General features: G+C 55.1%; 17 protein-coding genes and 1 tRNA gene. 12 read left to right on the forward strand and 6 right to left on the reverse strand.

The window, feature by feature from the left end:
* Positions 1-225: 225 nt before the first annotated feature.
* Entirely contained in the window at positions 226-1,260 is a 1,035-nt protein-coding gene (locus B2R48_RS18120; RefSeq protein WP_297003244.1) for a diguanylate cyclase, read from the reverse strand.
* Between the two features lie 21 nt (positions 1,261-1,281).
* Complete coding sequence (gene lipB, locus B2R48_RS18125) at positions 1,282-1,932, reverse strand: lipoyl(octanoyl) transferase LipB (protein ID WP_297003245.1); 651 nt, start codon at positions 1,930-1,932, stop codon at positions 1,282-1,284.
* A 116-nt stretch (positions 1,933-2,048) separates the two neighbouring features.
* Between lipB and B2R48_RS18130 the strand changes: the two genes are divergently transcribed.
* From B2R48_RS18130 to mgtE, 3 genes are all read left to right on the forward strand, one after another.
* A tRNA-Leu gene (locus tag B2R48_RS18130) sits at positions 2,049-2,136 on the forward strand.
* A gap of 343 nt (positions 2,137-2,479) precedes the next feature.
* Positions 2,480-4,771: an NADP-dependent malic enzyme gene (locus B2R48_RS18135; RefSeq protein ID WP_297003247.1), complete on the forward strand. Its 2,292-nt coding sequence runs from the start codon at positions 2,480-2,482 to the stop codon at positions 4,769-4,771.
* Between the two features lie 178 nt (positions 4,772-4,949).
* Entirely contained in the window at positions 4,950-6,353 is a 1,404-nt protein-coding gene (gene mgtE, locus B2R48_RS18140; RefSeq protein WP_062955753.1) for a magnesium transporter, read from the forward strand.
* Positions 6,354-6,437: 84 nt separating this feature from the next.
* On the opposite strand, the gene B2R48_RS18145 is transcribed toward mgtE, so the two are convergent.
* Positions 6,438-9,062 (reverse strand): bifunctional diguanylate cyclase/phosphodiesterase, encoded by a 2,625-nt coding sequence (locus tag B2R48_RS18145; protein WP_297003250.1) that lies wholly within the window; start codon positions 9,060-9,062, stop codon positions 6,438-6,440.
* Between the two features lie 392 nt (positions 9,063-9,454).
* Here B2R48_RS18145 and B2R48_RS18150 point away from each other — a divergent pair, with 392 nt between their 5' ends.
* Complete coding sequence (locus B2R48_RS18150) at positions 9,455-10,846, forward strand: class I SAM-dependent RNA methyltransferase (protein WP_213474036.1); 1,392 nt, start codon at positions 9,455-9,457, stop codon at positions 10,844-10,846.
* A 179-nt stretch (positions 10,847-11,025) separates the two neighbouring features.
* The gene (locus B2R48_RS18155; RefSeq protein ID WP_297003252.1) at positions 11,026-12,078 is read left to right on the forward strand and encodes a hypothetical protein; all 1,053 of its coding nucleotides are present in this window, start codon (positions 11,026-11,028) and stop codon (positions 12,076-12,078) included.
* Positions 12,079-12,133: 55 nt separating this feature from the next.
* Here the strand turns inward: B2R48_RS18155 and B2R48_RS18160 are convergent, their stop codons facing one another.
* The gene (locus B2R48_RS18160; protein ID WP_062955749.1) at positions 12,134-12,649 is read right to left on the reverse strand and encodes an SH3 domain-containing protein; all 516 of its coding nucleotides are present in this window, start codon (positions 12,647-12,649) and stop codon (positions 12,134-12,136) included.
* Positions 12,650-12,848: 199 nt separating this feature from the next.
* Here B2R48_RS18160 and B2R48_RS18165 point away from each other — a divergent pair, with 199 nt between their 5' ends.
* The 7 genes from B2R48_RS18165 to B2R48_RS18195 all read left to right on the forward strand — a co-directional run bounded on the left by B2R48_RS18165 (position 12,849) and on the right by B2R48_RS18195 (position 18,621).
* Complete coding sequence (locus B2R48_RS18165) at positions 12,849-13,835, forward strand: 2-hydroxyacid dehydrogenase (protein WP_062955748.1); 987 nt, start codon at positions 12,849-12,851, stop codon at positions 13,833-13,835.
* Between the two features lie 150 nt (positions 13,836-13,985).
* The gene (locus B2R48_RS18170) at positions 13,986-14,399 is read left to right on the forward strand and encodes a hypothetical protein (protein WP_213474033.1); all 414 of its coding nucleotides are present in this window, start codon (positions 13,986-13,988) and stop codon (positions 14,397-14,399) included.
* A 126-nt stretch (positions 14,400-14,525) separates the two neighbouring features.
* The gene (locus tag B2R48_RS18175; protein ID WP_062956022.1) at positions 14,526-15,212 is read left to right on the forward strand and encodes a fumarylacetoacetate hydrolase family protein; all 687 of its coding nucleotides are present in this window, start codon (positions 14,526-14,528) and stop codon (positions 15,210-15,212) included.
* A gap of 74 nt (positions 15,213-15,286) precedes the next feature.
* Positions 15,287-16,084, forward strand: a complete 798-nt coding sequence (xth, locus tag B2R48_RS18180; RefSeq protein WP_213474032.1) for an exodeoxyribonuclease III — start codon at positions 15,287-15,289, stop codon at positions 16,082-16,084.
* A 194-nt stretch (positions 16,085-16,278) separates the two neighbouring features.
* Positions 16,279-17,112, forward strand: coding sequence for a hypothetical protein (locus B2R48_RS18185; protein WP_062955745.1), 834 nt, complete (start codon positions 16,279-16,281; stop codon positions 17,110-17,112).
* A gap of 432 nt (positions 17,113-17,544) precedes the next feature.
* Positions 17,545-18,393 carry an OmpA family protein gene (locus B2R48_RS18190; RefSeq protein ID WP_213474031.1) on the forward strand — a complete coding sequence of 283 codons (849 nt, stop codon included), beginning with the start codon at positions 17,545-17,547 and terminating at the stop codon, positions 18,391-18,393.
* 30 nt (positions 18,394-18,423) lie between these two features.
* Positions 18,424-18,621 (forward strand): YqaE/Pmp3 family membrane protein, encoded by a 198-nt coding sequence (locus B2R48_RS18195; RefSeq protein WP_062955743.1) that lies wholly within the window; start codon positions 18,424-18,426, stop codon positions 18,619-18,621.
* 89 nt (positions 18,622-18,710) lie between these two features.
* Here the strand turns inward: B2R48_RS18195 and B2R48_RS18200 are convergent, their stop codons facing one another.
* Together B2R48_RS18200 and B2R48_RS18205 are read right to left on the reverse strand one after the other, a co-directional pair.
* Positions 18,711-18,941, reverse strand: coding sequence for a hypothetical protein (locus tag B2R48_RS18200; protein WP_213474030.1), 231 nt, complete (start codon positions 18,939-18,941; stop codon positions 18,711-18,713).
* A gap of 3 nt (positions 18,942-18,944) precedes the next feature.
* Positions 18,945-20,279 carry a deoxyguanosinetriphosphate triphosphohydrolase gene (locus B2R48_RS18205; protein WP_297003263.1) on the reverse strand — a complete coding sequence of 445 codons (1,335 nt, stop codon included), beginning with the start codon at positions 20,277-20,279 and terminating at the stop codon, positions 18,945-18,947.
* Positions 20,280-20,394: the final 115 nt, after the last annotated feature.

Below are 20,394 nucleotides of genomic sequence, written 5' to 3' on the forward strand. Positions count from 1 at the left end.
CTTTTTCTTATTATAGTTTGCAGATATGTTGCCAACTTGTGAAGACAAGATTTCGCTTGTGCGGAATTTTTTGTTCTTTGCAGTGAACAAAAACACTTTTCCAATCTAACAAACTGAAATTGTGTGCTGATTGAGATTGCTGCATTGCAGTGAAAATCGGCAAAAAATTTTCGGGCCAGGTTGGATTGTGGGCGGTGCGGGGCATCCCAATGGGGCGTTGGCTGCTCAGGGGGCGTTCTTGCCGTGTTTTGGCGCCGTGGGAGCTGCCTTGCCATCCGGACTGCGCCAGACGCGTACGCGGTTCCGACCGCCTTCCTTGGCGGCGTAAAGGGCCCTGTCGGCTTTTTCGATGATTTGCTCTGTCGTGCGGCTTTTGGTCATCGGCGCTGCGCCGATGGATGCGGTAACCGGCAAGATTGTATCATCGCTGATCGTGACCGGCGATGCCTCGATCACCCGGCGCAGGCGTTCAAGCACGCGCGCGCATTGCTTCATGTCAGCATTGGGCAGGCAGATCAGGAATTCTTCCCCGCCATAGCGATACACCTTGTCAAACGGCCTGACATGCGATTGCAGAATGCCCGCTACCGATTGCAGGACGATATCGCCTGCCTGATGGCCATAGGTGTCATTGACCGATTTGAAGTGATCGAGATCGACCAGCGCAATGGCGGTGGGGACTTCGGTGCGGATCGCGCGTTCGCGTTCGGCATTCAGATCGCCCATCATCGTCTGGCGATTATAGGTGCCTGTCAGCGGATCAACATCGGAGCGGGCCGTTCGGAACGCGCGTTCAAGGCGACGCAACTGGGCAAAGAACGACTCCGCGCGCAGTGCCATCATGTCAAATTCGGCCGAATCGACTTCGTTGTCGACATCACGTGCCGATAAAAGCCGCTTTGCCGAATCGTGCAGTTGCTGATGGGTTGTTGCCAGCGCGTGCATGGCCGGTTGATCAATGAGCCTGTTGTGGCGATTTAAAGCGTACCAGGCCCCGAAATCGCAGTCATGGTCGTCGTCTTCGGTATCCGGGGCGGGCGAATCCGGCAGGACGAGCTTGCGGTTCCACCGCAGTAAAAGGGCGACATGTTCCCCAAGCGCCTTGTCGAGTTCCGCAAGAATGTCACGTTCCGCGTCGGCCATTCCACCGTTCGCAACACTTCCGGGCATTTTATGGCCTTTGGTCCTGCCTTTGGCCTGCATGGCCGCTGCAGCTTCTGGCTGGGCTTCTGCCTTGGCCGGGTGCGACTTGTCACTCATGCGGATGGCTCGGGAACGGTTTCACGAAAATATTTCACCAAAGGTTTGTTTTAACAGCCGATCAAGTTCCGCCATAGAAATATCGACCCCAAGGTCCTTAAGGCTGGTAACACCATGATCAGAGATGCCGCACGGAACGATCCCACCAAAATGTGACAGGTCCGGGGCGACATTGATGGCAATGCCGTGGAAGGTCACCCAGCGGCGCACACGCACGCCAATCGCGGCGATCTTGTCTTCGCGGCCGTCATCGCGCACCACCCAGATGCCCACACGTCCGTCACGGCGTTCCCCCTTGATACCGAGCAACGCAAGCGTGCGAATCACCCATTCTTCAAGATTATGAACATAGACCCGGACATCGCGACCGCGATTCTTAAGGTCGAGCATCAGATAAACCGTGCGCTGACCCGGTCCGTGATACGTATATTGCCCGCCACGTCCCGCGTCATAGACCGGAAAGCGATCCGGATCGACAAGGTCTTCGGCGTGCGCACTGGTGCCCGCTGTATAAAGTGGCGGATGTTCAAGAAACCAAACAAGTTCATGGGCTTCGCCAGCATGGATGGCCTCTGCGCGGGCTTCCATTTCAGCAAGGGCTTCAGGGTAGGAAACCAACTCCTGGGTGGTGCGCCACTCGGGGATTTGCGCGGTTGGGGCGTTGCTTTGCATTTTTCCTGTCAAATAAGTGAAATGAGCCCTTGATCAGGGGATACCAATTTGCTATCTCCCTTTCCGCGCCAAGGCAAGCCCGCTTCGATACCTCAAGGGCTTGCAGACATACATATGCGGTCGTGGCGGAATTGGTAGACGCGCAGCGTTGAGGTCGCTGTGGGTTAATAGCCCGTGGAAGTTCGAGTCTTCTCGACCGCACCATTAACTGGCCTCCCGGCCAATCGGGATGGTCACGAAAAAGAGCCCGCCAGAAATGGCGGGTTTTTTCGTTTGTGGACCTTCCCCATATATCCCCTACAATGGTTTGCATCAGGCAAGTAACCGGTTGGCAAATGCGATGTCGCAGTTGCGGTATAACCGATTGATTTATTGTGCGGTGCCGCGTTGAAAATTACGCAATGCAGCCCCTTGGCAGAGAATGACACTGAATGCTTCAACAGCGGACCAAACTCATTTAGTCTACCGGTCCCACTAGAGTGAATGATCAGGATTTAACCGATTCACGGTTAATTTATGTAAATACCTGAAATTTAAAGGTATTATGATGGCAAATAGAAATGACAAGCTGCGCGAAGCAGCTTTGGACTATCACCGGTATCCCACCCCGGGGAAATTGTCCGTTACGGCAACCACCACCCTTGCAAACCAGCGTGACCTTGCCCTGGCCTATTCGCCGGGCGTTGCGTTTGCCTGCGAAGAAATCGTCAAAGACCCGGACACCGCAGTTGATTACACTGCGCGCGGCAATCTGGTTGGTGTGATTTCGAACGGTACGGCGGTGCTGGGCCTTGGCCCGATTGGCCCGCTGGCATCCAAGCCGGTGATGGAAGGCAAGGCGGTTCTGTTCAAGAAGTTCGCCAATATCGATGTTTTCGATCTTGAAGTGAACGAAACCGACCCGCAGAAATTTATTGATATCGTTGCAGCTCTGGAGCCGACTTTCGGGGGTGTTAACCTCGAAGACATTAAGGCCCCCGAATGCTTCATCATTGAAGAGGCATTGCGCAAACGCTGCAACATTCCGATTTTCCACGATGACCAGCACGGCACGGCGATTTGTGTTGCGGCCGCAGTCCTCAATGGTCTGCGTGTGACCGGCAAGGATATCAACAAGGTCCGCCTTGTGACATCAGGCGCCGGTGCAGCGGCCTTGGCGTGTCTGAACCTTTTGGTGTCGATGGGCCTGCCCAAACACAACATCACGGTCACTGACCGGTTTGGCGTGGTCTATAGGGGCCGGGCCGAGGAAATGGATCCGTGGAAGGCCGAATACGCCATTGAAACCAATGCACGTACGCTGAGTGATGTGATCGAGGGGGCTGATATCTTCCTTGGTCTTTCGGCACCGAACGTGATGGGTGAGGACGAACTGCGCAAGATGGGCGAAGGCCCGATCATCATGGCGCTGGCCAACCCGACCCCGGAAGTTTCCCCGGAACTGGTCAAGGAAATCCGCCCGGATGCGGTCATGGCGACCGGCCGCACGGATTACCCCAACCAAGTCAACAACGTGCTTTGTTTCCCGTTCCTGTTCCGCGGCGCGCTTGATGTCGGCGCGACCGAGATCAACGAGGAAATGAAGATCGCCGCCGTCGAGGCGATTGCCGATCTGGCGACAGCCGAAGTTTCCGATATCGTGGCAACTGCCTATGGCGGTGAGGAGCTTAAATTCGGTCCGGAATATCTTATCCCGAAGCCGTTTGATCCGCGCCTGATGCTGGAAATCCCGCCGCGTGTTGCCAAGGCTGCGATGGATAGCGGTGTTGCCAAACGCCCGATCGAGGATTTTGACGAATATCGTCAGCAGCTTGAAGGGTTTGTCTTCCGGTCTGGCCTTGTCATGAAGCCGGTCTTCGACGTTGCGCGTTCACACAAGAAACGCGTGGTCTATCCAGAAGGCGAATCGCGCCGCGTTCTGCAGGCCTGCCAGGTGCTTGTCGATGATGGCATTTGCCATCCGGTGTTGATCGGGCGTCGCGAAGTCATCCTTGAACGGATTACTGAACTTGGCCTGCGTCTTGTCCCCGACGAGCAGATCGAAATTCATGATCCCGATGACAACCCGCATTTCGAGCAGGACTGGCAGGACTTCCACAACATCATGGGCCGTCGGGGGATCAACCCGGAATATGCCCGTGCAATCGTGCGTACCCGTCCGACCGTGATTGCGGCCCTGATGCTGCGGCGTGGTGAAGTCGATGCGATGCTGTGCGGTTGTCAGGGCGGCTTCCTGCGCCATCTGCGCTATGTCCGCAATCTTGTCGGGCTGCGCAAGGGGGTTACCGACTTCTCGACCGTCAACATGATGATCATGAAGCAGGGGACGTTCTTCCTGACCGATACCTATGTGTCGGTCGACCCGACCCCGGAGCATGTCGCAGAAACCGCCATCATGGCGGCAGACGTGGTCAAGCGTTTCGGTATTACGCCAAAGGCCGCTTTGATTTCGCATTCCAACTTTGGCAGCCACGAAAACAAATCGGCCTGCAAGATGCGTGATGCGCTTCAGCTGATCAGAACGCAGGCCCCGGATCTTGAGATCGAAGGTGAAATGCATGCGGATGCAGCCATTTCGCAACCGATCCGTGACCGGATCTTCCCGCATTCGATGCTGAGCGGTTCGGCCAACCTTCTGGTCATGCCGACCCTTGATGCGGCCAACATCTCGTACAACATGGTCAAAATGTTGGGTGACGGGCTTCCGGTCGGGCCGATCCTGGTGGGTGCGGCGAAGGCTGCACACGTTGTCAGTCCGTCCATTACCGTGCGTGGCATCGTCAACATGACGGCGATCGCCGTGGTTGACGCCGTGACACGGAATCAGGAAGGTCAGTAAAACTTCAGCTCATCGCGCCCCGCCTTGATTGCGCAACGAGGTGACCTGCCATCGCGCTCTTGACCAAGTCATTGTGATGGCGCAGAAACAGCCGTGTCGGGCATTGGAACCAAAAGCCCGGCACGGCGTTTATCTTGTGCAGGAAGAGACGGCGGCACATTAATTCAGGGAGGGGCAGATGACAGGTCAAGTCGAAGAACTCGACCGTCCGGCGGATACGTCCTCCGGCGATGAATATGTCGATCTGACTCCCGAATATGCCCGCGAAATTTTTGACGCCCTTGGCGAAGAAGAGGGTAGCAAGGCCGCCGATCTTCTGGCCGAGTTGCACTTTGCCGATATTGCTGACTTGCTTGGTTGGGCCAGTTCCAGCCAGCGTGAACAGCTTGTCGACCTGATCCGGCCGGACTTTGACCCGGAATTCCTGACTGAACTTGATGATGAACTTCGTGAAGAGGTCATTGGCCTGCTTGGCACCGACGTGGTGGCCGAGGCGATCACCGAACTTGATTCGGATGACGTGGTCGAGGTCATCGAGGACTTTGACGAAGACGAGCAGCGCGAACTTCTTGGCGCGCTTTCGGATATCGAGCGTGCGCGTGTTGAAGAGGCGCTGTCCTATCCGGAATACACCGCCGGTCGTATCATGCAGCGCGAGCTGGTGGCGATCCCGGATTACTGGTCTGTCGGGCAAACCATTGATTTCCTGCGTTCGGCCAAAAGCCTGCCCGAAGACTTTTACGACATTATCGTTGTTGATCCGCGCTATAGCCCGGTGGGCATTGTTCCTCTGTCGCGCGTGATCCGAACAAACCGCCCGGTCCTGATCCGCGATGTCATGGAATCTGAGGAAATGCGCACGGTCGTCGTGACCGAGGAGCAGGAAAACGTCGCCCATCTGTTCCGTCAGCGCGACCTGATTTCTGCGCCGGTTGTTGATGATAGCGGTCGACTGGTCGGTGTGATCACGGTTGATGACGTCGTTGACGTTATTGACGAGGAATACGAAGAAGACATGATGCGCCTTGCAGGTGTCGGTGAGGAGGATGACCTTTCAAGCGACATCCTTGCCACGACGCGGTCGCGCTTTACATGGCTTCTGGTCAATCTTGGGACTGCTGTACTGGCATCGCTTGTCATCGGCATGTTCGAAGGCACGATTGAAAAGCTGGTTGCCCTGGCGGTTCTGATGCCGATTGTCGCATCCATGGGCGGGAATGCCGGTACCCAGACCCTGACGGTTGCCGTGCGCGCCATCGCAACGCGTGAACTTTCCAGTACGAACGCATGGCGTGTTATTCGCAAGGAAGTTGCCGTCTGTGGTTTGAACGGCCTTGCCTTTGCTTTTTTGTCCGGGGCGGTAACGTGGTTTTGGTTCGATGATATGATGCTTGGCGGTGTCATCGGGGTTGCGATGATCATCAACCTGTTGTTTGCCGGGCTTTTCGGGGCATTGATCCCGCTTGGTCTCGAACGTGCGGGCATTGACCCGGCCGTGTCGTCCTCGGTCTTTTTGACCACTATTACCGATGTGGTTGGCTTCTTTGCCTTTCTTGGATTGGCAGCGGTCTTTTTGCTTTAAGCATGCAAGTATGAAAAGCAAACCCCCGCAAGCGATACCGTTGCGGGGGTTTTGTTTGTTTCAGATGTCAGCTAAGCCAGAACTCTAGCCAGACCCCTTGTCGTCCGACGGGCCCGGTGTTGCCTTGGGGGCCGCTTGGGGCTTGTTTTGCTGGATCAGGAGCTCTGTTGTGTCGGCCGCATCACGTGGTGCAGACAGCAAGAAGCCCTGTATTTCGTCACATTCGGCAGCCTGCAATGACGCCATCTGTTCCTCGGTTTCCACGCCAACGGCCACGACCTTGCGATTGAGGCTTTTGCACAGTCGAATTGCCGGTTGCAGAACGCTGTTTTCAGGTTGTTCATCAAGGGCCACGCTGAACAACGACTTGGACAGTTTGATCCGTTGCACCGGGAAGCGCTTTAGATAGCGAAGCGATGTGTTGGCTGCTGCGAAGTGGTCGAGTGTCAAGCCAATGCCGGCCTCGGCAAAGCGATAGAATTGACCAAGCGCACGTTCAGGATCGCGCATGGCGATTTCCTCGGAAACCTCGATCTCGATCATTGCTGGATCGATTTCGTATTCGGAGGTCAGATCGGTGATGTTCTTGATCAGGTCGGCCTGAATGAACTGGCGGCTTGAGACGTTCAGTGCAATCGGTACCGGGGCATATCCCTGCTTGCGCCATTCGGCAAGCTGTTTGCAGACCGTTTCAATGATCCAGTGCCCAAGCGGTGACAGCAGACCTGTGCGGTCGGCAACTGCGATGAAATCGGGCGGCAGACGACGTTTGCCGCTGTCATCAATCCAGCGCAGAAGCGCTTCAAACCCGGTAAGGTTGCGATCCGAGGTGCGATACCGTGGCTGATATTCAAGCACAAAGCGCTTTTCATCCACAGCGCGACGCAATTGCGTTTCCATCGACAGGCGCGCATGCATCACGTTGTTCATCGTCTCGACAAAGAAGCAATAGGATGACTCAGCCGATTTCTGGGCGCGATACATTGCGGCATCGGCGTTGGCCATCAACTGCGATGGTGCGCGTGCATCATTGGGATAAAGGGCCACGCCAACGCTGACATGCAGGCGGATTTCATCGCCCGTGGTGGTCAGGATCGGTTGCGACATCGCTTCGACCACGCGTTCTGCAACCAGTGCGGCACCCTCTGCTTCGGACAGGTCCGTGGCAATGATGGCAAACATATCGCCCGAGAACCGTGCACAGGTGTCCTTTTCGCGCACTGTCGCACGCAGGCGACCGGAAATGGTGCGGAGCGTTTCATCGCCGACATCGGCACCAAACCGGTCATTGATCGCTCGGAAGTTGTCGATATCGACCACCAGAACAGAAAGCAGCTTTTCATAGCGCTTGGCGTGCGCAACCGCCTGGTTAAGGCGATCCTCGAACAGGGCGTGGTTGGGAAGGCCGGTCAGCGGGTCGTGCGTGGCCAGATAGCGCAGCCGGTTGACCGATGCGTTGGCCGCCGGATTGTGATGCAGGGTGATGTCAACGCAGTCTGGATGCGTCGTCGATGGCTTCATCGCCAGATTGCAGACGACGTGCACGCCCTCTGCACTGCGGACAATCCATTCACGACGCAGTTCCTCGTCACCGCGATTGATCGCCAGCAACATCTTTTCCTGTGAACGGCGCGACGCGGTGCCATCGGACTGGAATTCCGGTGCCAGATTATAAAAACGGATGAAGCCGTAATCTTCTTCGCGCAGGTCAAAGAATTCGGCTGTTTCGGAAGACATTGATTTCAGATGACCGTCGAGCCTGGTAATCGACAGTGACAGGTCATTGATGTCATCCCCGACATTGATGTGATGAACCGAACGTCGCAGAGGGGCTTTTTGCCGGTTGGTCAGCAAGAACATGATGACCGTGAACAGAACCGTGCTCAGGGACCCAAATATCACGACCAGTTCAGGATGCACTGCGGTTTGTGCCAGTTTCGGATCAGCGATGACATCGACTTGCCATTGGCGACCGACCACTTCGAAGGACACCGTACGTTGCAGGGTTTCATCGTCACCCTCGCCACGGATCTCGAACAGAACCGTATCGCCTTCGCGCACACGTACGGTGTAATCCTCGACCTGTTCGGTATTGATCACCGATGCCAGCATGGAGCGAATGCGAAACGCACCATTGATGATGCCAATGATTTCGCCATCACTTCCAAGAACCGGGCTATAGGCGGCAAAGCCACGGCCGCCCTGCATCAGTTCAAGGGTTGGCGTGATCTGGGTGCGGCGCTGATCAAGCGCAATATCAAGCACCGGGCCTGCCAGCGGATGGCGCTTCAGGTCGGCACCCATGGCCGGTACATTGCCCTTGATTGGGGCAACATACAAAATGATGTAGTTCGGTGTGATCCAGTTGACGGCCTGCAGCGCAGGGAAGCGGCTTTGCAGCGGCGTTGCAACGGAGAGATATTCACGTTCGTCCTCTGGCGGGCCACTTTGCCAGTTATCGGCAAAGCTTTCGAGCACCGAGAGATTGTTGTTCACGATGGTCTTGACCTGCTGGGCTATGGAACTTGCCGTAATCTGACCTGCTGATTGAAGGATTGCCCTGCGATCATTCTCGACCGTGTTCCAAACGAGGTAGGTGACCGATGCGAAGAAAGCAGCCGTCAGAAAACCAGCCACCAACGCCCGCTTTTTGAGGCGTGACGTCTGTTTGGTTTCGTTTTCCTCCACGAGCTTGGCTTCTTCTTCCATGTCTCCCCCAACATAAACACGCTGCCTGATCCTCCCCGATCGGGCTGTGTGTAAAAAAAACTGGCCTCACCAGAAAACATCGGCGAAGCCAAGCACAGCATTCGCGATGAACAAAACGGCGATGGCATTTCGCCGACAAGAAATCGGTACTATTATCTTATGGTGTTATTCTTACACGACTTTAAGGGGTTGGTCGCCTGCATTCACGGAATAATTTTGTTGGGGATCCGCAAAATGTATTTCGGGACAGGGTATTGAGATAGACCAGAGGACAATAAATCCGCGTTAGCCCCTGTTCTGGGAACGTGAAGTGGTGTATCTCAGGCGGAAATCCGGCACCCGTATTCAATGCCGATTTATTGTGTGACAAAGTTCACCCCCAGAGAGAGTTCATGAAACACCATAACCGCAATCCCCGCGCCCGAGGGGGACGCAAACGTCAACCGTCCCGGCGCGATCCGCTGATCGGGTTTGAAGCAGACGTGACAGTCGAACAGATTGGTGCGCGCGGTGACGGGATCGCGCATGTCGCAGCACCCGATGGAAAGTCGGTTCTGATCTATGTCGATTGCGTTCTGCCCGGGGATAAAGTGCGTGTGGCGTTGCGTCAGAAGCGTGGCGATGGTTACGGGGCAGAAGTGGTTTCCGAAATCGCACGTTCCGACGGGTATAGTGCGCCGCGCTGTGCGCATTTCAAGGAATGCGGTGGTTGCGCCCTGCAACATATGAATGACGACGATTACCGCAGCTGGAAACGCGACAAGGCTATTGTCGCCCTGCAGCGGGCCGGTATTGATCCGCAAGATGCCGAAGGTCTGGTCGGGGATGTCGAAATATCACCACCTGCCAGCCGCCGCCGTGCAGGGTTTTCCGTGCATGTTGGTGCAACTGGCGTTTTCGTCGGATTTCATGGCCGGTTCAGTCACACAGTTCTGAATGTGCCCGACTGTGCCGTGCTGAGACCGGAATTGATGACGTTCCGCAAAGCGTTCGTGGCGTTTCTTGAAGCCTGCCCACCGGCGCAAGCGCGCGATATCAAGGAAGTCTTTGTTACACTGACCGATACCGGGTTGGATGTACTGGTTCACGCCAGTAACGACCCGGATCTGGATATGCGTCAGGATCTGGCCGCGTTTGCTGATGACCAGAATATTGCGCGCCTGAGCTGGAAAACAGGCGATCGCCCTGATGAACCCTTGGCCGCACGTCACACGCCGGTTGTTCATTTTGAAAATATCGATGTTCCAATTGCGCCGGGCGGTTTTTTGCAGGCCACCAGTCACGGCGAAGAAGCACTTGTTCGTGCGATCAAGGCGGCCGTCGTCGAGATTGCGCCCAAGAATGTGGCAGATCTCTTTTGCGGCGTTGGGAGCTTTACATTTTCGCTGGCACTTGCAGGTAAACGGCGTTCGGTAACCGCGGTTGAAAGTGACCCGCGTGCGGTAGAGCTGCTGCAATATGCTGTTGGGCAATCGGGCAGCCCGATCAAAGTGATGCGTCGCGATCTGTTTCGTCAGCCACTTGTCGGGGATGAGTTGACCGGCTTTGATCTGGTGGTGTTTGACCCGCCGCGTGCCGGTGCATTGGCGCAATGTGAAGCCTTGGCCGCAGACGGGCCGGAATGGGTTATTGCAGTATCATGTAATCCAGCGACGTTTAGCCGCGACATGCGAGTGCTGCGCAACAGTGGCTACGAGATCGAAAAGGTCGTCCCGGTTGACCAGTTTCTGTGGTCATCTCATCTCGAAATATTTGCGATTTTGCGGCGCAGATCCAACGGTTAGGGGCCCTTTGCAGTCCAGATCGCTTTGGGGCTTAATTTTTATTCTCTGATATACTATACTATCAGCTGGAATTTCCGCCGGACACCAGGAAGGTCAGGTTGGCAAGGGATTGAAAACGTTCGATCCCTGTTGCCCAAGCAGCATGTAGTTGTTTTACCGGCTTGTTTGAGCGGAAAACGATGGAAACACTGGCCAGCCAGCTACCAATCTATACCAATACTGCGCGCACAATTGCGCCGCAGAACAGGCTGATTGCGTCTGAAACCAGCCAGTTCTCCGCTGAAAATCAGAATACAGATCGCAGCGCCGACTCGTTTCGCAATGCCGGTTATACCAGTGCCCAGCTGAATGGGTCACTTGGCAGCGCTGGTGCACTTCTTGGTCAGGCATCCAATGATCTTTCGCGGATCGGTGACGCGCTTGACGAGATTGATGCACTGGTCACGATCGCCGAAGAAAATAGCGATCTTTCGACGCAGCAGCGCGCGCAGTTGAATGCGCAGATCGAAGATTACCTGACCCGGATCGATGATATTGCCGCCAACAGCAGCTTTGAAGGGCGCGATCTACTGGCGTCCGATCAGACGATCACGCTTCAGGTTGGTACGGGGACATCATCGGATAACCGGATTGATATCGACCTGTCGGCATCAGGTTCCGAAGATTTGGCCACTGGCCTGTCAGAAATCAATGTTTCGGACAGTGCGGGTGTTTCAAATGCGCGAACGCTGGTGGACCAAGCACAGGAAGCCCTGCGTGATCGCGAAATTTCGGTGGCTGCGGATCAGGGCAGCCTGCGCACGGCACAGGACCAAAACCGTGTTTCACAGGTTGCTGGTGAAAATATCGTGCAGGCACAACTGGCCGCATCAGAGACGTCCGGGCGCGATGACGCACAAGCACGTATTTCTGAAAATCTTCAGGCGTATCTGGGGGATATATCCACCCAGCTGGCCAGCCAGTCCGTGACGGTGGGTGGCTTTACCCTGCCAGAACCGCGTCCCGACCCGCTTCCCGAGCCTGAGGAAAACACAATCCTTGATCCGGATGCGGAAGATGATGGCACGTCTGATGATCAGGAATTCCTGGCTCAGACCGGACAGGGTGGCGCGACAGCTCAGCCGTTTGCTACGCCGGCCTTTGGCGGATATGACAGCGGTGGCAATGGGACGTCTGCGGGTGGCGGTGGCGCCGAGCGTGCGGCGGCCAATCGGGTTTCTGTTGAAGCCTGAGCCCAGGCCTGATCTGATTTCCTAATCTGATATTCCAAGGCTTGGGCGGTTGACCCTAGCCTTCGATATTCTCGCCTTCATAGATGCCCCAAAATCCGTGACGGGGCGTCCATCCTTCGAAATCACCAAAGCGCAGCTGGCACCAGTCAACGCTGCTTGGGCAATCCTCGATGCTGCCGATCACGCTGGCTGAAACCATTGCGATCTTGCGGGCGTTTTTATCGGCTGCAGAGTAAAGGGTGATGCTTTCATCGGTCACGATCACATGGCGCGATCCGATCAAAAGACTTTGATGAACCCAGCCCTCGCTGCCTTCCCAGTCACGGACCTTGCGCCAGGTATCAAACTCGGACACCACTTCCATGGGCATGTTGCGGCGATGATAAATCCAGACTTTCGGGTATCTAAGGCCGGGGCCGGCGCGCAGGAATACTTTGTCAGAGCGCAGTGCGACAAATCGCGGGATCGGCAGGCCCGATTCCTGTGCGCTGGCCACGATCGGTGCGGTCAGACTGCCCAGAATCGCCAATGCCATGAAGCGATACAGAAATTTGCGCAAAACCTGCGACATCTTGTTGGTATTCCTTTGGTTATTCGATTTGAGCGGGTTTTGTGGAAATTCGCATTTGCGAAATAAAATTACAAAAAATGCGTCAAAATCCTTGCTTTTGTACCTTTTGGCATGGCATCACTGCGTTGCGGCAGGGCACAAAATGCACCATGCCGTATTTTGTCTGAAAAAGAGTTAAAAGACCGCATAGGATCGGCACATGACCAAGAAAAAACCGCTTGTCGTCGTGACCCGGAAACTGCCGGAAGCGATTGAAACCCGCATGATGGAGCTGTTTGACGCGCGTCTGAATATCGACGATGCGCCGATGAGCAAACAGGAACTGATTGATGCGGTCAAGGAAGCCGATGTGCTGGTGCCGACGGTGACCGACAAGATTGATGCAGCGGTTCTCGCACATGCGGGCCCCAACCTGCGTCTGATTGCCAATTTCGGCACGGGTGTCGACCATGTTGATCTGCAAACAGCGCGTTCGCGCGGCATTACCGTGACCAACACCCCTGATGTTCTGACCGAAGATACGGCGGACATGACCATGGCGCTGATCCTGTCGGTATCGCGCCGCTTGGCAGAGGGCGAGCGTCTTATTCGCAAGGGCGAATGGGGGGGCTGGGGCCCGACCTTGATGCTGGGCCATCGTATCTGGGGCAAGCGCCTTGGCATTGTTGGCATGGGGCGCATTGGCCGTGCACTTGCGCGCCGCGCCAAGGGGTTTGGCTTGTCGGTGCACTACCACAACCGTCGCCGTGTACATCCTGATATCGAAGAAGAACTCGATGCGACCTATTGGGAAAGCCTTGATCAGATGCTGGCCCATGTGGACGTCATTTCGGTCAACTGCCCGCATACGCCTGCGACCTATCATTTGCTGTCGGCGCGTCGTCTTAAACTGATGCAACCGCATGCCATTCTGGTGAATACCGCGCGCGGCGAAATCGTGGATGAACCGGCCCTGACCCGGATGCTGGCCGATGGCGAAATCGCCGGTGCAGGTCTTGATGTGTTTGAACATGAACCGGCGGTGAACCCGAAATTGCTTGAGCTGCAAAATGCGGTTCTGTTGCCGCATATGGGATCGGCCACGATTGAGGGGCGCGTTGACATGGGCGAAAAGGTCCTGATCAATATCAAGACCTTTGTGGACGGTCATACACCGCCAGACCGGGTTATTGAAGGATTGCTGTAATCCGGATTTCATAGCGATATCAAAGGGGTGATACTGGTTGTATCACCCCTTTTTTCTGCACTCCCCATATGTGGATGGTGCAATTTTCCCGATACCGGCATCTTTCCCGTGTTCAAACCAAACAGGTTTTCAATTTCGGGAAGTGCGCAAATGGTAAGGCTGATTGACAAGCCCACGACAGATCAGGATCAGGTAACGCCAGCAAATGGTGACGTTGCGTCATGCCTTGCGACGCGCGAATTGAACCTGAGTGGGCCTTGTGTTGTGTCTGGCGTGCAAAGCCACCATGCCGAAGAACTGGTTTTTGTGCGGTCCGGAAATGCCGAGATCTGGGATGGTGAAGGCAATGTTTTTAGCGGCCGTGATTGCTGTGTTTCGTTAGCACGCGGGCAAAGATATCGCCTTCAGGTCAATGCAGGTGACACTGCCAAGCTTTTGATACTTACCGTGCCGGAGCTTGATGACCCCAAAAATCGCGAGATCCTGCAAATTGCCAAAGCCCGTGTCAGGGATATGATCCTTAACGAGCAACGGCATTATTCCGCCTTTATGCCCAAGCGCTGAAAGATTTGATGCGGCCTCCTGACAATTCCTGACAGCAGAGGTGCGCCAAGTCGTTTTGGCCGTTTCATTCTGGCCCTTGCTTGTTTATGACTGATGCATACCACGCATAAACAACATGGGGTCATCATGAGCTTGATCTTTGACGCGCCTGCACCGACGACCATTCCGGTTCAGGGAGCGGACGACTTTTTCCCGGTAAATCGCATTTTCTGCATTGGAAAGAACTATGCCGATCACGTGCGTGAAATGGGATCGGACCCGTCTGATACCCCGCCTTGCGTCTTCATGAAGCCAACCGATTGCCTTGTTGTTGGCAATGGCGATTTGCCGTACCCGTCGGGTACTGAGGATCTGCATTACGAGGGTGAACTTGTCGCAGCCCTTTCCAAGGGCGGCAAGGATCTGGACCGTGCGGCTGTCGAGGATGCGATTTTCGGGTATGCGGCAGGTCTTGATATGACCCGCCGTGACGTGCAGGCGGGCCTGAAGGAACGTCGTCTGCCCTGGGATATGGCCAAGTCCTTTGATGGGTGTGCGGCCATTTCCGCAATCCAGCCCAAAGCCGATGCGGGTCATCCGCATGCGACCAATCTGAAATTGTCGGTTAATGGCGATGTCCGCCAGAATGACACTACGGCCAAGATGATCTGGCCGGTTGTCGATGCGCTGATGCACCTTTCCACACTGATTGAACTCAAGCCCGGTGACCTTCTGTTTACCGGAACACCGGAAGGCGTCGGTCAGGTCGTTCGCGGTGACCGGATCGATCTGGCAATTGCCGAGGTCGCAGAACTGTCAGTGACCCTTAAATAGAACCTTGCAGGGACCACGGGTTTGGAAGGTCATCCCCAATGCCCGCCCTTTGAAGAAAGAAAACGGAGCCCGTTTTGAAAATCGTAAGCTGGAACATCAATTCCGTCCGTCTGCGCATCGAACAGGTTGTCAAGTTCCTGGAAGAACAGCAGCCTGACGCGCTGTGCCTGCAGGAACTGAAATGTCCGGACGAGTATTTCCCCCATGACGCCTTTGAGGCTGCCGGATACGTTCACCGCCACAATCACGGCATGAAAAGCTATAACGGGGTGGCGATTGTATCGCGCCTGCCGTTTGCCGAAACCGACATCAAGCATTTTTGTGGCAAGGAAGATCGCCGTCACTGCATGGTGACGTTTGAGAACGGCGTTGAGTTGCATAACTTCTATATCCCGGCAGGTGGCGACGAGCCGGACCCGGCAATCAACGAAAAGTTTGCCCACAAGCTGTCCTTCATTGATGAAATGACCAATTGGTGGAGTGAGCGTCGCGCGGCCAACCCTGATCGCAAGGCGGTTCTGGTCGGGGATTTCAACATTGCCCCGTCCGAAAATGATGTGTGGTCGCACAAGCAGCTTCTCAAAGTGGTCAGCCACACGCCGGTCGAGGTTGAAATTCTTGAGAAATTCCGTCAGTCGGGTGATTTCATTGACGCTGTGCGCGACGTTGTTCCCGAACCGGAAAAGCTGTTTAGCTGGTGGAGCTATCGCGCGCGCGATTGGCGCAAAAGCAACAAGGGGCGTCGTTTGGATCATGTCTGGATGACGCCGAATATGGCCGGAACCGTTCGCACGGCGTCGGTTTATGATATTGCCCGTGATTGGGAAAAACCATCAGACCACGCACCCGTTGTGGTGGAATTCAATCTCTGAGTACCCGGAGTATCCGAGATATCAAAACAGCGGATCAGGGAAGCCTAATCCGCTGTTTTGTCATGTGAAATAACTTGATTGTCTGGCCGATCAGCGCAACTCTTCTGGTTGAACGAAACCGGATGCGTACCCATTTGCACCCTAAGGGTTGAATTTCGCGTATTTTCGGTGAGGCACTACGCAGGAAACGGGCAATGAAAAAGATACTGATTGGTCTGGCCGTGATCATCGCTTTGGTCGTCGGGGCCCTCGTCTATGTTTACGTCAATCTTGATAACATCGTGAAATCCACCATCGAAGAGGCAGGCACACGTGTGACGCTGGCCGATGTCGCGGTTGAAGGTGTGTCGATCGAACCAACGCAAAATACCGCGGCGATCAACGGGCTTGTGGTCGGCAATCCGGATGGGTTCAACACCGATTATGCGTTTTCGCTTGGCAATATCTCGGTCCGTCTTGATGGTTCGACCCTGACCAGCGATACGATCCGTATCATCGAAGTGGTGGTTGATCAGCCAAGTGTCATTTACGAACTGGGCAATGGCAGTTCAAACATCGCAACCATCCAGCGCAACGTCGAAGCCTTTGTTCAACGTGTTTCCGGCCCGACCGGGGCGGGTGGCGCTGATGGTGCCACATCTGGCGATGATGCCGCAGGTGGAACCAAAATCATTATCGACAATGTCTATGTCCGCAACGGTGATGTTGGTGTCTCGGCAGGCTTCCTGCAGGGCAAAAAGCTGTCTGCCAGCCTGCCGGAAATTCATCTGACCGATGTGGGCAAGGAAGAAGGTGGCGCGACCCCGGCCCAGGTTGCTGGTGAAATCCTGACAGCGATCAACACCGCCGTCTTCAAGGCCGTTTCGAGCCTGAATGTCGATGGTCTGTTGCAGGGTGTCGGTGATCTGGGCAAAGGCGTCGTTGGTGCTGTTGGTGGCGTTGCCAGCGGCGGAGGCACCAAGATCAAAGAAGGTACAGACGCATTGGGCGGTGCGGTCAAGGGGCTGTTCGGCGGGTCGTCGGAATAGAGCCGCAGTTGACCATACCAAGTTGATCTAATATTCGGCCCGGCGGATGGAAAACATGCGTCGGGCCGTTATACTTTTTGAACCGTTCACGGGGTCGATTTGCCGGTATTGCCATCGTTATTGGACGTTAGCGGTTTATGAAATTTCTCTATCCCACTGCTTTTTTTCATGAATTTGACTTCTATATATCTGTGGATAGGGTTAAGTATATCCATAATCTATGTTGTCTTGGGGCAATCGGCCAAGGACTTGGGGCTGGTCGACATTCGGGGTCAGGTCCTTTGATCTGATCGATAACAAGAACGGCATGGAACCGGACGGGCCACAAGGTCCGCAAGAATGAGGCATGAAAAGGCGTTGGGAACAAATGCCGTTCGGCCTGAATAATGGGACTGGGATCCTGATAGTCGGTCAGACCAAGGAGTAAAACCGATGAAAGCTAAACTGCTTGCCGTTGTATCCGCCGCCGCCTTTCTGAGCGCGTGTGCAAATATGAACATCCCCGGAGTACGTGAAATGGCCGACGAAGGGTCGGCTTTTGACGCTGCTCTTCACCAGAACTACGCCGACCTTGCCCAGGCAGAATATGACGAGGCTGATTGGTCGGACGCGCGTTATTTCACCAACCGTTCCAAGACAGCAGCGATGGGCATGGATGGCGGACCGCAGGAAATTGCGGAACGTTCGCTTCCTGAAGGGTCCGGCGCTGAGGTCGAAGTTGCGCGTGCTGATCTGATGGCAGCGCTTGATGCAGGTGGTCGTGAAAAGGCTGCAAGTGCCGCAGCGCGTGCGCAGTCCAGCTTCGATTGCTGGTTGCAGGAACTTGAAGAAAACATTCAGCAGGAAGACATCGATAACTGCCGCGCGGCATTCTATCAGGCACTGGCAATCGTTCAGGCCGAACTTGACACTGCTCCGGCACCGATGGCGGCCATGCCGATGCCGGTTCCGATGAATGTCTATTTCGGTTTCGACAGTGCCGCAGTTGATGGCAAGGCGATGTCGGTTATTGATGGTATCGTTGAGGCCTATGGCAAGTACGAGCCGGAAATGATCAGCCTTGTTGCCTATGCTGACCGCGCTGGCGATGCGAAGTATAATGACATGCTTGCCAAATCGCGTGTTGATGCGGTGGTCAAGGCATTGCGTGATGCCGGTATCCCGGCCAGCATGCTTGCAATCAGCATCAGTGGCGAATCCGATGTACCGGTTTCGACCGCAGATGGCGTTGCCGAACAGGGCAACCGCGTTGTGACCGTGACTTTCGAAGACGGCATGTAAGCACGTCGAACCAAAAAGGGGATTTCATCCATGCGTCTATTGATTGCACTACTTCTGCCCTGGTTGCTTTTCTTTACCATCGGGCGTCCGATTGCAGGTGTGATTTGCCTGATCTTGCAGATCACCCTGGTAGGTTGGGTTCCGGCCGCGATCTGGGCCGTTTACTCGCTTAGCCAGTATAACACCGACAAGAAAATCAACAGCGCCATGGGTGGCGGTCTGGAATGACCCGCCCTGTCTGCCCGAAGGCAGGCAACTGAAAATCCGAAAGAGGAGGCAGGCCCATGGGCCTGCCTTCTTTTGTTTTGGGAATGTTGCTATTGCAGCTTTCGGCGCACGCCGCCAATAAACCGACCGATCAGACGCGAAATGACAAATCGGGTGACAATAAAGGTCACCACACTGGCAAGGGATGGCCAATACCAAGCCGCGATCTCGGGGCGTGTGCTTTGTTCGACGAGGCCATAGATGATGGCGGCGAATGCTGCTGCCCCCAGAAAAGCCGTGCGACGCCGATAGCGGGCAATGAAAGGACCAAGCAACCACATGGCCTAGTGCTGTCCGCCGCCAATGTCACGGGCAAGGCGTGCGGCGAAGTCGTCGGTCATGCCCGATACATAATCAAGAATGACCAGATAAAGATCATAAAGCGATGCGCCGATGGGCATGGCATCATTACCAATCAGTTCACGCACCCGCCCGGCGCGATAGGGCAGGTCGGATTCCGATTTCGCATGATGGACCTCAAGCGCGGTTTTGCAGAATGTCTCAAGCAAGGTTTCGAGATGGGCAAAGGCCCCCACTTCAATCTGGACCTTGCGGCGGTTAAGAATGATCTGCTTTTCCGAGAACGACTTGGCTTGAACGATCAAATCGTTATAGGGACCATCTGCACATGCCAGAAGGTCTCCCTTCCATTCACCGGCAAGCAGTGCTTCTTCGTTGGCGACAAATGCCTTTACCAGTGCATCGAGCAAACCGGTTATGATCTTGCCGCGCAGAAAGGAGATCTTGCGGCTGGTGTTCGGTTCACGGGCATATTCCGAAGGCAGTTCGTCAGAGATGCAGGGCAGGAGCATTTTTTCCAGAACGGCGAAGTCGACGAGTTCAAGTTCCACGCCATCTTCAATATCAATCAGCGCATAGCAAACATCATCGGCGGCCTCGACAAGATAGACCAGCGGGTGGCGACAGAATGATTGTTCGCCTGTCCGGATCAGCCCGGTGGCATCGGCGACTTCTTCAAGTAGCGAGAATTCTTTCTGGAAGGCACCAAACTTCTTTTTCTCGGGAAACGGGCTTCCTGCTGCCGACCAGGGATATTTCAGGAAACTGGCCAATGTCGCGTATGTCAGGCGCATGCCGCCATCATACAGACCGGTCCGTTTGTTTGTCAGAAGGCGGAAACCCTGGGCATTTCCCTCGTAGGTCGTCAGATCAGCGAACTGCTCTGCGCTGAGGCCCTGGGTAAATTTCGGGGCCGCATCAACGAACCACTGGCGGATGGCGTATTCCCCGGCATGACCAAAAGGCGGGTTGCCGATATCGTGACAAAGGGCTGCGGCCTGAACGATGGCGGCCATGTGGTCTGGTTCAATCGCGTCGGGCAAGCTGCCCTTTTCATGCAATTGATGCCCGACCATCAAGCCAAGTGACCGGGCAATGCAGGATACCTCCAGACTGTGGGTCAGGCGGGTATGGACATTGTCATTTTCCGGCAGGGGATGGACCTGCGTTTTGCGCTGCAGGCGTCGAAAGGATGCGGAAAAGACGATCCGGTCGTAATCCTTGTGGAAATCTGATCGGCCAAAGGGCCCAACACTGGAATGACGGGTGCCCAGGCGCGCCGGTGAAAGCAGTTTTTGCCAGTTCATCATCGCTGTCATCGTTTTTTGGCGCCTTCCGTTCGGACTTGAGTTCTTTGATAACTGGAGTGTTTATGCCGCTTGTTGGTAAATAAGCATTTTAAATTTTGCATAAACTTGGGTCCTGCCCCTAGCG

Source organism: Thalassospira sp. UBA848, assembly GCF_002295455.1.
Taxonomy (GTDB): Bacteria; Pseudomonadota; Alphaproteobacteria; order Rhodospirillales; family Thalassospiraceae; genus Thalassospira.